Below are 15,386 nucleotides of genomic sequence, written 5' to 3'. Positions count from 1 at the left end.
TGTAATAATTATCATAACGGAGATATTATGATTGAAATAAAATTTAAAAATCAAAATGAAATAGATTCATACAATAAATATAAAGAGCTTAAAGGTATTGAGTATCATCAATATATTGCTAAATATTTAAACACTGATGAATACGCTAAAATTGCCGCTGTGATTCAATATGATCTAAGACTTAAATATATTCTTTATCGCTATATATGTTTTTTTGAAGAATATATTAGAGCTGTATTAATGAATTGTAATATTAGAGATATAGAATTCTTTTTGAAAGAGAATGTTAATATGAGTGAAGTACAAAACTTATATTTTAAGCATTTAGATAAAATCCAAAATAAGTATAGTGACAGACCTGTCATTTTAAGAAATGAATTTGACGGTATTAGAGAACTAAGAAATCAAATATCTCACTTTAAACCAATTATTTTAGATAATATCTTAGAAAACCAATTGAATATTAACTTTTTATATAATAATTTAACTAAAAATTACCAAGCAAACTTTAAAAATGAAATAAATATGTGTGGAAATGAAATAAATTTAGTTGATCAAGTAAAAATTAAATTTAATAAGTAAAAACTAGAAGTAATCTTCTTATAAATTAAAATTGGAAGTGCAACACTTCTAACCGAATGTCTCATAAAATTCCTGAGCTGATTTGTAGTTCAGAATTTTACGAGGCATTTTATTTATTTCATTTAATATTTCAATTATATTATCATCTGTTAAATTTGTAAAATTAGTTTTCTTAGGTAAATATCTTCTGATTAATCCATTAAAGTTTTCATTAGTGCCTTTTTCACAAGAAGCATACGTATTACATGTATAAAGTGGCATGCTTAATTCTTGTGTGACTTCATGTAAAAGATTAAATTCCATACCGTTATCTTTAGTGATAGATTTAATATTTAAATTTTCTTTTCCAATTAATTCTTTTAATTTTTCATTTGTATGTTTCATAGTTTTATTTTCTAGTTTAATTGCAAAACCCTTTCGGGTAACTCTTTCGAGAAGTGTAATTATTGCTTTTGAAGTGTTACCTGCACCCACAACTAAATCTATTTCAAAATGACCTACTTCTTTTCTTTTATTAATATTTTTAGGTCTATAAGTAATTGGAATAGAGTTCATTTTTGAAATTTCTCATAGATATTTCTTATATTTACTAGACTTTCTTCATCAAAACCTAGGTCTAAGCAAGTCTTTTGATTTTATTTTTATTTGTTTATTTTTAATTCAATTGTAAACAGTTTGAGTTGTTGGGGTTTTGATTCCAAGTTCTTTGGCCTTAAAAACGCAAACATCAATACTAAAGCTTTTTGGATTAAAATTTGCATAAAGAAATCTTAAGAATTCCTTATATTTATTTATTTCATTTTGATGAGATAAGGTGTTATTAATGTCTCTAGTAAATTGCGCATCTTTAGCTTTATAAATTACAGCTGCTTTATTTCTTTTGATTTCTCTGTAAATCGTTGATCTATTTCTATTTAGTTCTTTAGCTATGAAAGAAACTGATTTATTTTGAACATTTAATAGATATTCAATTAATGTTCTTTCTTTTAAAGATATTTGTTTATAATTATTCATGGTAACTCCTTTGGGCTTTAGTCGGTCAAGGGGTTGCTTTTTTGTATCAAAAAAACTGCAATGCCTATGAGATTATTTTCTCATAAGTGTTGCAGTTCCAATTTTAATTCGTAAGAAGTAATCTTCTAGTTTTTTACTTATATTAATTCTTCTAGTAGATTATTCAACTGTCTTTCCAGCTTTTTCTTATTTATTTTAAAATCTATTTCTTTTACTCTAAAAATAGGATAACCTTTGGTTTCTAAAAAACTTTGTCTTGACAGATCACTTAAATATTTATCATAACCTTGCCCTTCATGATATGCATAACCATCAACTTCAATCCCTAATATAAATCTTCCCTTTTCATTAACTATCGCAAGATCTATTGAATAGCTACCTACTTCATATTGTTTAATAATTTTGGTTTTTTTGTGAGTTTGTACTCTTTCTTTTATAAATTCCAAAACATCTCTTTCAAATTTTGAGTCAACTTCACCAAATGATTCTTCTATTTGAAACTTATCCTTTTTTGAATATTTAGTTTTTTCTTCATAGCTCATATCTAAAAAATTTAATCACTTATAAAAAGTTTGGAAATCTTCGCTTTTGCCAGATTTGATGTTTTTAGTGTCTATTGACTTAAGCACTATCATTTTTTCTTTAGCTCTCGAAATTGCTACATTCAATGCATTTTTTCCGCCTGCTCTAGCAACATATGTAGATGAAATATTTGTATTAGGATCGTAAACTATAGAAACAACAACTAAATCAGCTTCATCACCTTGAATATTCTCAATATTTCTAACCGTTAATTGTTCATCTTCTATTGCCTTTGATAAATTAGGTCATTTTTCCAATATTTCTTTTTCGATTATTTGTCTTTGGTCTGAGTTGAAAGTTAATAAAATTATTTTTTTGTAGTTTGTTAATTGTTCATTAACTACTTCAATAGCTCTTTTAGCTTCTTTAATGTTAATTCCTTTTTCTCAAATACCATTAATATTCTCAACTTCAATTGATGTTTGTTCTTTTTTAACTTCATCGTCTATAACTTCAAGGTCTGAGTTATAGAAATTTTTAGATGAAAAGGACATTAATGAAGCTGATGACGACCTATAATTTTGGTTTAACATTATCTCATAAACACCTTTATTTCTTACATAATCTAAAAGAGAATTAGCATTTTCAGCTACGTCTTCTTCTTCATCAGACTGATCTCTTGTTTCAAATCAACTTGTTGGTTGCATTTGTTGAGGATCACCTGCTAATATTTTTATTTTTGATAAATATAGAATAGGCAAACCAATTTCAATAAACATTTGAGATGATTCATCTAATACTGCAAAATCAAAATAATTTCTTTCTCAATTGATAAATGTTGTTTCTGGTGTTGTTACTATAATTGGGAATAATTCTTTTATTATACTTATATGGTCATTTAAAAATTTATAAGGTATTCTCCTTGCTGCTCTAGCAGCATTTGCAAACCTTTTATAATCATCAAATAATGATTTATTGTAGTATTTTCAAGAATTAATTTTACTTAATATACGCTCAGATAAGATGTTTACAAGGTAATCCTCATCCATTTCAATGTTTGATATTTTGCTTGAAAGTTTCTCACATTCTTTTAATTTTAATAAAGTAGATAAATCTGTTTTACCAATTAAATCTATAAAACTATCAATTTTAATATTTGATTCATTTATTATTGAGATAGCATTTCTGCATAATTCTTTATATTTTTTAGAATATATTTTTAAACCTAAAACTTTTTTAACTATTATTTTGTTAATTTCGTAAAAATCTTTTAAAAATTTTTTCTCATTATCTTTAAATTCAGGATAAATTCATTTATCACTTAAATTAAATGCATTAGAAAGTAAATTCCAATTATCTTTAAAAATTTCCATAATTTTTAAAGAATTTAAATATTTATTATTTTTTTTCATTTCAGATATAAAGTTAAGAATGTCTATATCTTGTTTTTCTATTATTTTATTAGCTGATTTATTAATTTTTGTTTTTCTGTTTTCTACATGTTTTACAAATTCCTGAAGTGGGGTGTAAAATTCTTGCTTATCCATTTTATTGTCATTTAATATAAAAAGAACGAAAAAAGAAATTTTATTCAACCTTTTTTTCAGCACATCTAAAGCAGCTTTCTTTTGTGACATAACAATAGCTGTTTTATTATTTTCTAATATATTAGCAATAATATTTGCGATAACTTGTGATTTACCGGTTCCAGGTGGTCCTCAAATAACGGTATTCTGGATTAAAGAAGAAATTAAAGCTTTATCTTGAGAAAAATTACTTTTTTGAATTCTGATAAGATCTGATGACTTATTTAAAATATAATTTTCTACATTTTCATCATATACACTTTTATCAGGGTTAGCATCAATAATTTCATCCAAAATATCTTTTTTAATTATTTCTTGCATTGTTTTTCTCAAGTGGCCACCCGAAGGTTTAAATAATCCTAAAACAACACCCGGTTGAAATTCTATAATTCTATTTAGAATATCTTCTCTTTTAATATTTTTAAATTCATCAGACATTTCAAAATCCAATTCATTTACGTTAAAATAATTTAAAAAATATTTTTTAATTTCATTAATTTCAATTATTTCATCAAATTTTGAATTATCAAATATATATCCTTCCTCTTCAAGCATGAAAATAAGTTTTTCATTTATTTTTCAATTTTCTTCGCTCTTTAATTTAACATTGTTTTCATTAATTTCCAATTGACATTCTTTTAATATTAATGGAGCATATATTTCTTTTTTACTTGAAACAAACTTTATAAATAAAGTTCCTACATGCAATGCTCAAATATTTTCTTGCGCATTTAAATCATAAACTTTTCTTCTATATAATTTTCATCTTGTTTTTTCTTTTTGTTTTTTTTCTTTCAAATCTTTTAAAAGTTCATTTTTTTCTTCTGAAAAACTTTTTTCATTTTCAAGCAAAATTTTACTCTTATTGAAAAGTCTAAATTTATATTTTTCGTAAGCATTAATAATTTCATTATGGTCTTCACTTCTTGACACTTCATTTATTAAAGACTGTATGTCTTTTTCTTTTATTTCTAAGTTAAAAGTTTTTTGACCTAATATTTTTTTTGATACTTCTTCTCCAAACTTTGAATTAATATCGAATATTTCTGTATTATTAACTTTTGTAAAAAGCGCCTGATCTCTACTCTTTATTAAAAGAAGATTATTAAGAAGTTTTGAATACTTTTTTTCTCCTTTTTTTGAATTGTTTGAAATAGTTGACATAAATACCTCTCTTTTTTAAACTCTTTTTAAATTTTATTATATTTTATATAATGACTAAGCTTTTTTGAAAAAAATATTTTTTTTATTGTAGAGTACTTGATAACGTAGAATAGTTAGTATACGATTATCCTTGAAAGCAAAAGGAAAATATAAAAATGAATAAAAAAACAACTAAAATTATGGATAAATGACTAAATCTTTTATCTAAAAAGCTTTCTGGTTTAAAAACATCAGATCGCAAAGATATAATTGAAAACTATCGAGATTTATGAAATGAGGAATTATCATTAAATAAATCAGCTAATGAAATTTTGTTAGGTTTAAGACCTATTGATGAAATAGCAAAGGAACTTTATGAAGAATTTGAGGTAATTAAAAAATCTAAATCAGATGTAACTAAGATTAAAATAGTTAATAGTAAATCTGAAGCTACTTCTTCTTGAATAAAGAGTATAAATAATGGATTTATAAAAATCTTTGGATTTACTTATTCAGTGATGGCAATCTTATTATCTTTTATCTTTTTTATATCATTTGTCGCAATTATTATTTTAATTCCTGTGGCATTGGTTTTAGCATTTATTAATTATGAGTTCTTAGTGGTACTACCACTAGCGATTGGGGTTATGGGTATTGGTATAATTTTAGCAATATTCTTCTATTTTCTAAGCAGTTCTTCTTACTTAACTGTTAAAACTATCTTCAATAAATGATTTGGTAAATCTAAAGAATTTAAAGATAAAAAGAAAATTTTAAGTAGACTAATGCTTATAATGATAATTATTGGTGGAAGTATGGCTGGTATTGGAGCAGTAACATCAACTGTAGGAAATCATAGTATATATGGATCAGTTTTATCAGGAAATTATCTAAATCATAGCGAAGTTGAAAACTTTCAATTAAATGAAACAATTACTAAGGCTTTTGATGGAAAAGAATCAGAGTTTAGTGCTAAATCAATAGTTTATGTTGATTTTGATTGAGGTTTAACTCCTTGAACAATTTTTGAAGCTAAACAAGATAAAGATTTGTCAAATAATCAAATAGCAATTCAAAAGCATTTTAACTTTAAAGAAAGTTTAGGTAACGAATTTAAAATAACAGAAAAACCTGAAGCTAGTTATTGAGAAAAAAATGAAAATAGCTCATATGACACAGGAAGATTATATTTGAAATTTCATATCTCAGCGCCTTGAAATGCTAAATTCCTTTCAATAACACCAATTAAATACGAAATAGCATACAATTTTAAAATTAATGACACACCTGTTGAAAATATTATTGTAAGATTTTAGTGTTATGGATAAAGAACTTAAAAAAGGTATATTGGAGATGTTGGTGCTTAACTTTCTATCACAAAAAACTTTTTATGCTTATGAATTAAATAAAAAACTTAATGAGGTTGTTGAAACTAATGAATCGACAACTTATGCAATATTTAAAAAATTAGTTGATAAAGGTTTTTGTGAACACTTCTTTGAAGAATCATCAAGTGGACCAATGAGAAAATGTTATAAAATAACTTCTATTGGTAGAGAGCAATTAATGAATCAAAAAATAGCATGAAAAGATATTTCAGATAAAGTTAATTCTTTAATATCAGAGTAGTTAAATATGAAAAAAACTAGAAGTTGTTTCTTCTAGTTTTTTTCATATTTGCTTTCTTATATGGTTTATTTTTTTTAATTAAAACTTCGCTATTCATTCCTAAAATATGTGTATCATATTTTTTAATATATTCAGATTCAACATCATTTAAGCTTTTTCCAATTTTATTTCAATTTATAATGTCATATGTTTGACTGTCTTTAATATCCCTTTTATCGTATTTTTTAGATTCCAAAATTTTAAAATAAATATTACTATTAAGCTTTATCTCATTTTTATCTACCGGATTATCAATTAAAAATCTTGCTATCTCATAATATTTTTTATAAATTTTATTCGCTTTATAATCTAAAGAAATTTTAAGTTCTTCAAAATTACAATTTATTTTCTTGTCTTCTTCTTTAATTAAATTAATAGCATCATTTATTCCTGAGATATGTTCTTTAATTCTATGTATAAATCCTTTTCTAGAAGTTTTACCAATGTATATTGGAAAATAACTAACATGTTTAATATCCAATTCATTAATATTCATTTTAGGAACTATTACCATTGCATAAATACCATTATGTGTATTTATTTTTTCATATAACTTTTTATCATCAATTTCGCATCGATATTCCAGCCATTTGTAATTAAATCATCTTTCGCTTTCTGCCTTTTTATCATCAACTGAATCTCTAATTTCTTGGCAAAATTCTCTGTAAATTTTTTGTCCTTTTTCTTCAAAATGTTTATTAATATTTGTAAAATTAGATTTATTATTTATTTTTTCTGTATAAAAATTACTTATACTTTTATTATTGCTTTTTTTCAATTTTTCATTAATTTCTTTAAGTTTGTTAATATCTTGTTTATATTTTTCTATTTCGGAATGTAACTCATTTTTTTGTTTTTTCATTTTATTGTTCTTAATAATTAAAGAAATAAAAACAACAAAAACTACAATTAATCCTAATGTAAGTAAAAAAAACATTTCCATTACCTCTTTACTTTATTTTTCGTTTATATAAATTAAATATACCTTAAAATTCATAATAAAAAGTTATATTTAAATTAAATAAAAGTAGTTATTAAATAAAAAAGCATTAGTATTTATTTTACTAATACTCTTATATTTAATTATTTCTGTTTATTTCTTATTACTTCTCTTACAAAATCAATTGTTATTAAAATATATTCTTCTTGATGATCAACTATTGAACTGCTATGTTCTGAATCTTCAAATATTTTAATTTTAGTATTATTTGAATCTTTACTTTTTTCACAATACATAACTATTGAATTATTGTAATCAATAAATGAATCTAATTTACCATGAATAAATAAAACTGGCAAATCTCTAAATGAATTTAAATTTTTCTGCAAATTCATGTCTTTCAAATTTGTTTTTGAATATCTTTTAAAGAATCAATTAATTTTAAATGATGCTATTCATCAAGGCAGTCAGTTAAAGTATTTTTTTAAGAAAAATCTAATTTGTTCTACTGGTTGAGTTAAAGCACAATCTGAAATTAGTCAATCAATCTTATTTACTTGATAATATTGTTGTGCTCAATAAACAGCTGTAGCTGCTCCCATGCTTACTCCAATAACACCAATTTCATTAACTTGATTGTTATTTTTAACTCAGTTAATAACTTCATTTAAAACCTTTGAATTAGTTACTCCAAGATCCGAATATTTACCATATGTTTTCCCATGTGCATATGCATCAAAAGAAATAACATTATAGCCTTTTTTATAAAACTGAATTGCATTTCTAACACCCATAAACTTGTTTCTTTTAAATCCGTGTAATGCAACAACTCATTTATTAGAATTATTTCTCAAAATTAAACAACTGATTTTTGTTTCATCTGACCCTATTTCAAATTCTTCAATTTGATCTTTTGATAGCTCTCAATTTTTTAGTTTCTTTTCTTTGATGTCTGTCAAATAATGATTTAAAGTATTTACTTCTTGCCCATTTTCATTTGTTCCCACTCTTGGATACTTAAATAAATAAGGAGTAAAGAATTTTGACAGTAGGACACTAATAATAAACACTATTGGAAATAAAATAATCATTCCTAAAACTTTTAAAAAAGTATATTTATATTTTCTAATTTGCTTTTTTGCTTTTTTGTAATTTATATTTTCCATTATTGTTTCCGCCTTTAAACTTTAATTTAAATTATTTTAACTTAAAAAATAAAAATGATAAACAAAGTATTGTATTTTATTTAGAATTTATTGTATTTTCTTTTTTTGATTTTAAAATTAATTGTGTTTTTTTCATATATTCAATTAATTCTTTTTTTGTTAAATTTCTTAAGTTTATCTCTTGAAATTTTATTGGTAATTTGTTTTCTATTGCAAGACTTCTTAATTTATTTGAATATTTTTGTAATTCATATCTTTTTTCTTGAATTTTATTTGATCCATCAATTTTAGATCTTTCAGCAATTGATAGAGTTGAATTATTTTTATTATCCAAAATTTCTAGTTCATTAGATAAGTATTCTTTATACTTGTTTTCCATTTTTTGAATATATTCTTCTGCTTCTTCTAATAAAATTATTTTTTTATTATCTACATTAGATAATAATATTTTTTCTTTTTGATCTAAAAATTTTTCTAATTTATTAATTTTAAATATTTCTATTATTATAATTATTAAACAGAATAAAACTCCAGCAATAATTAATCAATTAATTAATAAATCTCAAAAAATTGGAATAATAAATCCATATGAATCTCCCACTTTATATACTAATTGAAATTGAATAAATGAGCTTGAACCTATTGGTCCGATAAACATTGATCAAGTAATTTTTGAATTATTAAATCAGCTATCAATAACTTTGTTATTCAAATTATCAAATGATGATATTATATTTTTTCACTCATTTGTTCCATATATACTTTGATTTATTATTTTAAATATAAATCCAATTACTATAATGAAAATCATTATCAATAATCATAAACAAATATTTATAAACTTAAATTCTTTAAATTTTTTTATTTTTTTCATTTTTAAGTTACCCTATTACTCTTTCTTTAAAATTTAAAATTTGGTTTTTTTGTATTTTCTCAAGCAGTAAAACCTTTTGAGAATAATTCTAAAAAATCTTTCAAATTGGTTCCTGGTTTTTCGGCTTTCACTTTGGAAACATCTCAATTTGATAAATCATAATTAAATTTATCGTTATCACCTGAATTAGTATATGATCCAAACATGCTATCCATTTTTTCTACATTTGATACATTTCAATTAATTATATTTACAGTCATTTTTTCACATCCAGCAAACATATTTGCCATATTTTTAACTGCAATTGTTTTTCAGTTTGCTAAACCATAACCTGTAAAGCTAATTGCTCCTTGAAACATTCCTTTAAAATTTAAACTATTTGATATAAAATCCTCGCTAAATTTTCAATCAAGTGGTTCGTTAAAATTTTTAAAATTAGTTGCTTGATTAAACATTTCTGAAAAGTTTCTACCTGCTAAAACAGTTCATTTTCCTAAATTTTTATTGAATTGACTAGCTTTCATAAACATTCTAAAAAATGAATCACATTTAGAAACATCTCAGTTTGAAATATCTTGATCGAATTTACTTGCGCCTTGAAACATTTGTTGCATATCTGTTACATTTAAAGTTTTAAAATTACTTATATAACTATTAAAGGAACTTGCACCTGAAAACATATATGACATATTAGTAACTTTAGTAGTATCTCAATTTTTTAAAGATTGATTAAAATTTTTTGCTTTAGTAAATAATTTTTTCATATTAGTAATATTTGAAGTATTTCAATAGGTAACATTTATATCATTAAAATTAGAGCAATTTTCAAAAAGTCCACTATTATTTTCTTTATTTTCATTAACAACTAGAGTTGTTACTTGAGATGGAAGTCATCTTGTTACTTTTATTATATCTTTTGGCATTTTAGAAATTGAAGTACTAGTACCAAATTCATCAGCATATCAACCAATTTGATAAACTATTGAACTTTTATAATTATCAACACTATTAAAATTTTGTTTATCTAAATATTCAATTTGATTATTTTCACTATTTAAATAAATAATACCTTGTTCTTTTTTTTCAAAATGAATATTTGAAAAAGTTATGTCTATATCAGTTGAGAGTTTAAAGTTTTCTTTATCCTTTGATTCAATAACTAAGTGCTTTTCACTTAAATCAATAGTTAGCCTTTCAGACATCGCATCATCATATGTTAAATAAACAAATGCTTCTATTGTTTTGATGAATTCATTTTCTATAACTTTAACATTATCAATACTACTTAATTGAACCAAATATTCTTTCAGTAAATCTACTTCTATTATATTTCTTGCATCTACATTTATTTCAATATTGAAAATACCATTAAATTCAGCTTGATCCCATATATATTCAGTTTCATTAATTTCTAACTTTACTTCAAAAGTTAAAGGTTTAGTTAATATTTTAGAGCTTATTACTTTTACATCTCCAGAATCTACACCTTCAATTTTTTTTCAAGCATTATTTAATGCTTCGATGGCTTCAGCTTCTGTCATTTCATCTTTAACTGATTCTTTAAGTGTATTTTCAGTATTTTCTTTTGAAATTTCTTTACGTGCATCCACATTTATTCCAATATTAAAAATACCATTAAATTCAGCTTGATCCCATATATATTCAGTTTCATTAATTTCTAACTTTACTTCAAAAGTTATCGGTTTAGTTACTATTTTCGATGTTACTACTTTTACTTGGCCATCTTTCACACCTTCGATATTTTTTCAAGCATTATTTAATGCTTCGATGGCTTCAGCTTCTGTCATTTCATCTTTAACTGATTCTTTAAGTGTATTTTCAGTATTTTCTTTTGAAATTTCTTTACGTGCATCCACATTTATTCCAATATTAAAAATACCATTAAATTCAGCTTGATCCCATATATATTCAGTTTCATTAATTTCTAACTTTACTTCAAAAGTTATCGGTTTAGTTACTATTTTCGATGTTACTACTTTTACTTGGCCATCTTTCACACCTTCAATATTTTTTCAAACATTGTTTAATGCTTCAATGGCTTCAGCTTCTGTCATTTCATCTTTAATTGATTCTTTAAGTATATTTTCAGTATTTTCTTTTGAAATTTCTTTACGTGCATCCACATTTATTCCAATATTAAAAATACCATTAAATTCAGCTTGATCTCATATATATTCAGTTTCATTAATTTCTAACTTTACTTCAAAAGTTATCGGTTTAGTTACTATTTTCGATGTTACTACTTTTACTTGGCCATCTTTCACACCTTCAATATTTTTTCAAACATTGTTTAATGCTTCAATGGCTTCAGCTTCTGTCATTTCATCTTTAATTGATTCTTTAAGTGTATTTTCAGTATTTTCTTTTGAAATTTCTTTACGTGCATCCACATTTATTCCAATATTAAAAATACCATTAAATTCAGCTTGATCTCATATATATTCAGTTTCATTAATTTCTAACTTTACTTCAAAAGTTATCGGTTTAGTTACTATTTTCGATGTTACTACTTTTACTTGGCCATCTTTCACACCTTCAATATTTTTTCAAACATTGTTTAATGCTTCAATGGCTTCAGCTTCTGTCATTTCATCTTTAATTGATTCTTTAAGTATATTTTCAGTATTTTCTTTTGAAATTTCTTTACGTGCATCCACATTTATTCCAATATTAAAAATACCATTAAATTCAGCTTGATCTCATATATATTCAGTTTCATTAATTTCTAACTTTACTTCAAAAGTTAAAGGTTTAGTTAATATTTTAGAGCTTATTACTTTTACATCTCCAGAATCTACACCTTCAATTTTTTTTCAAGCATTATTTAATGCTTCGATGGCTTCAGCTTCTGTCATTTCATCTTTAACTGATTCTTTAAGTATATTTTCAGTATTTTCTTTTGAAATTTCTTTACGTGCATCCACATTTATTCCAATTGTATTAGTACAAGAAACCGCTAGTACTACTACATTAGTTGTTACTGATAGTGTTAATAATAGTCCCAATAATTTTTTCATTTTATTTACTCCTTTTAAAAATTAGGTTTTTTTTCTGTTTGTCAAGATGGTGTATTTAGATCAAATTCATTACGTCTATCTTTTAAAACATTTTTGACATTTCATTTTGATAAGTCATTATTAAATGAAGTAGCATTTGCAAAAGTCCTATTCATTTCTCTAATTTTGCTAGTATTTCATAAATTTAAAGGTTGATTATAAGAAACTGCACATTCAAACAAAGAATTTATTTGCAATATATTTGATGTATCTCAACTATTAATATTTTGATTAAAATTTTTACTGTCCTTAAACATGAAATCTAAATATAAAATATTTTTACTAATTCATTTAGGAACTTTTTCAATAGTATAAGGCATTCTGGCAACTTGTCAGAAACTATTTTTTTGATTAGATACCTGACTATAACCTATTTGATAGCATTCTTTAGAATTTTTATTAATTAAATCATCACTATCTTTATATGAATAAGCAATTAATTTTTCATTTTCAAGCAAAATAGAATCATGAAGGATTTTAGAATTTTGAGAAGAAAATTCAACATTTTTTACTTTGAATATTTTATTTCCAAAATCATTAAATACTTCTTTTCCTTCAGATGAAAGTGAAATTTTAATTTCTTTTTCGTTAAATTCAAGACTTAGAGACTTGTACTCATAATTAGTTAAATTCAAATATAAAATAGATTTAATTAATTCGTGTAAAGAATTAACATCCTCAGTATTAAATTTTAGTTCTTCAAGTTGAGTTAATAGATTAAATGATTTATCAATATTCATTTTTTCTAATTCACCTATTTGACTGGCTTTAACTTTAAAAATACCATCAAAATATTCATTATTTCACTTATAATTTTCTTTATCAGTTATTTCAGTTATGACAATAAATGTTTTCTCAGCAAAAATTCTACTTGCTCGATCTACTTTAACATCTTTGATACTTACATTCGAATAATCAAAATTTTTTAATTTTTTAATTGCTGCATCTTCAGACATTTTATTTAAGTCAAGACTATTAATTTCTTCATTAAATTTTTCAGAATCTATAATTGAATATTCACCTATCTGACTTGCTTTAACTTTAAAAATACCATCAAAATTTTTATTATCTCACTTATAATTTTCTTTATCAGTTATTTCAGTTATGACAATAAATGTTTTCTCTGCAAAAATTCTACTTGCTTGCTCAACTTTAACATCTTTAATACTTACATTTGGATAAGCAAAATCTTTCAATTTTTCAATTGCTGCATCTTCAGACATTTTATTTAAGTCAAGACTATTAATTTCTTCATTAAGTTTTTTAGAATCTATAATTGAATATTCGCCTATTTGATTGGCCTTAACTTTAAAAATACCATCAAAAGATTCATTATCTCACTTATAATTTTCTTTATCAGTTATTTCAGTTATGACAATAAATGTTTTCTCTGCAAAAATTCTACTTGCTTGCTCAACTTTAACATCTTTGATACTTACATTTGAATAATCAAAATTTTTTAATTTTTCAATTGCTGCATCTTCAGACATTTTATTTAGGTCAAGACTATTAATTTCTTCATTAAGTTTTTTAGAATCTATAATTGAATATTCGCCTATCTGACTTGCTTTAACTTTAAAAATACCGTCAAAAGATTCATTATCTCACTTATAATTTTCTTTATCAGTTATTTCAGTTATGACAATAAATGTTTTCTCTGCAAAAATTCTACTTGCTCGATCAACTTTGACATCTTTAATACTTACATTTGGATAAGCAAAATCTTTCAATTTTTCAATTGCTTGCTTTTCAGACATTTTATTTAAGTCAAGACTATTAATTTCTTCATTAAATTTTTCAGAATCTATAATTGAATATTCACCTATCTGACTTGCTTTAACTTTAAAAATACCATCAAAAGATTCATTATCTCACTTATAATTTTCTTTATCAGTTATTTCAGTTATGACAATAAATGTTTTCTCTGCAAAAATTCTACTTGCTCGATCAACTTTAACATCTTTAATACTTACATTTGGATAAGCAAAATTTTTCAATTTTTCAATTGCTTGGTTTTCAGACATTTTATTTAAGTCAAGACTATTAATTTCTTCATTAAATTTTTCAGATTCTATAATTAAATATTCCCCTATTTGACTGGCTTTAACTTTAAAAATACCATCAAAAGATTCATTATCTCACTTATAATTTTCTTTATCAGTTATTTCAGTTATGACAATAAATGTTTTTTCAGCAAAAATTCTACTTGCTTGCTCAACTTTAACATCTTTAATTCTTACATTTGGATAAGCAAAATTTTTCAATTTTTCAATTGCTTGGTTTTCAGACATTTTATTTAAGTCAAGACTATTAATTTCTTCATTAAGTTTTTTAAAATCTATAATTGAATATTCGCCTATTTGATTGGCCTTAACTTTAAAAATACCATCAAAAGATTCATTATCTCACTTATAATTTTCTTTATCAGTTATTTCAGTTATGACAATAAATGTTTTCTCAGCAAAAATTCTGCTTGCTTGCTCAACTTTGACATCTTTAATTCTTACATTTGGGTAATCAAAATTTTTCAATTTTTCAATTGCTGTTTTTATATCAATTTTTTCATTATTTATTTCTTTTTCTAAAAGTAATTTAATATCTGAAATATTTATTTTGATTCTTTTATCATTTTTTAATTGTGAAGTATTAACTAATTGAACAGAAACAATTATAATTCCACCTGTTAAAAATATTGTCAAAAAAAAGTATTTAAAAAAACTTGGCTTTTTCATTTTAATGTACCCTCTTAGTTATTTATCTTATTATGATTTAAACAAAAAAAAAAAAAAAGCAAGTGTCACTTAGCTTTTAATA

The 15,386-nt window shown here is 23.7% G+C and carries 10 protein-coding genes; 3 read left to right on the top strand and 7 right to left on the bottom strand.

The window, feature by feature from the left end; translation table 4 throughout:
- Positions 1-27: 27 nt before the first annotated feature.
- Positions 28-582 carry a hypothetical protein gene (locus MTABA_RS01845; protein WP_100679501.1) on the top strand — a complete coding sequence of 185 codons (555 nt, stop codon included), beginning with the start codon at positions 28-30 and terminating at the stop codon, positions 580-582.
- Positions 583-630: 48 nt separating this feature from the next.
- Here the strand turns inward: MTABA_RS01845 and MTABA_RS01840 are convergent, their stop codons facing one another.
- Both MTABA_RS01840 and MTABA_RS01835 read right to left on the bottom strand, forming a co-directional pair.
- Positions 631-1,596 (bottom strand): IS30 family transposase, encoded by a 966-nt coding sequence (locus MTABA_RS01840; protein WP_100679500.1) that lies wholly within the window; start codon positions 1,594-1,596, stop codon positions 631-633.
- Between the two features lie 137 nt (positions 1,597-1,733).
- Entirely contained in the window at positions 1,734-4,868 is a 3,135-nt protein-coding gene (locus MTABA_RS01835) for an AAA domain-containing protein (RefSeq protein ID WP_100679499.1), read from the bottom strand.
- 155 nt (positions 4,869-5,023) lie between these two features.
- Between MTABA_RS01835 and MTABA_RS01830 the strand changes: the two genes are divergently transcribed.
- Both MTABA_RS01830 and MTABA_RS01825 read left to right on the top strand, forming a co-directional pair.
- Positions 5,024-6,163 (top strand): DUF1700 domain-containing protein, encoded by a 1,140-nt coding sequence (locus tag MTABA_RS01830; protein WP_100679498.1) that lies wholly within the window; start codon positions 5,024-5,026, stop codon positions 6,161-6,163.
- Between the two features lie 4 nt (positions 6,164-6,167).
- Entirely contained in the window at positions 6,168-6,476 is a 309-nt protein-coding gene (locus MTABA_RS01825) for a PadR family transcriptional regulator (protein ID WP_100679497.1), read from the top strand.
- Positions 6,477-6,492: 16 nt separating this feature from the next.
- On the opposite strand, the gene MTABA_RS01820 is transcribed toward MTABA_RS01825, so the two are convergent.
- The 5 genes from MTABA_RS01820 to MTABA_RS01800 all read right to left on the bottom strand — a co-directional run bounded on the left by MTABA_RS01820 (position 6,493) and on the right by MTABA_RS01800 (position 15,304).
- Positions 6,493-7,452 carry a hypothetical protein gene (locus MTABA_RS01820; protein ID WP_157799982.1) on the bottom strand — a complete coding sequence of 320 codons (960 nt, stop codon included), beginning with the start codon at positions 7,450-7,452 and terminating at the stop codon, positions 6,493-6,495.
- A gap of 146 nt (positions 7,453-7,598) precedes the next feature.
- Entirely contained in the window at positions 7,599-8,621 is a 1,023-nt protein-coding gene (locus MTABA_RS01815) for an alpha/beta hydrolase (protein WP_100679495.1), read from the bottom strand.
- Positions 8,622-8,697: 76 nt separating this feature from the next.
- On the bottom strand, positions 8,698-9,495 hold the full coding sequence (locus tag MTABA_RS01810) for a hypothetical protein (protein ID WP_100679494.1): 798 nt from the start codon (positions 9,493-9,495) through the stop codon (positions 8,698-8,700).
- Between the two features lie 26 nt (positions 9,496-9,521).
- The gene (locus MTABA_RS01805; protein WP_100679493.1) at positions 9,522-12,533 is read right to left on the bottom strand and encodes a BspA family leucine-rich repeat surface protein; all 3,012 of its coding nucleotides are present in this window, start codon (positions 12,531-12,533) and stop codon (positions 9,522-9,524) included.
- Between the two features lie 14 nt (positions 12,534-12,547).
- Positions 12,548-15,304 (bottom strand): BspA family leucine-rich repeat surface protein, encoded by a 2,757-nt coding sequence (locus MTABA_RS01800; protein WP_100679492.1) that lies wholly within the window; start codon positions 15,302-15,304, stop codon positions 12,548-12,550.
- Positions 15,305-15,386 lie beyond the last annotated feature (82 nt).

Source organism: Mesoplasma tabanidae (assembly GCF_002804025.1).
GTDB lineage: Bacteria > Bacillota_I > Bacilli_A > Mycoplasmatales > Mycoplasmataceae > Mesoplasma > Mesoplasma tabanidae.
The sequence above is the reverse complement of the archived record's forward strand: the minus strand, read 5'-3'. Positions and strand labels throughout refer to the sequence as shown.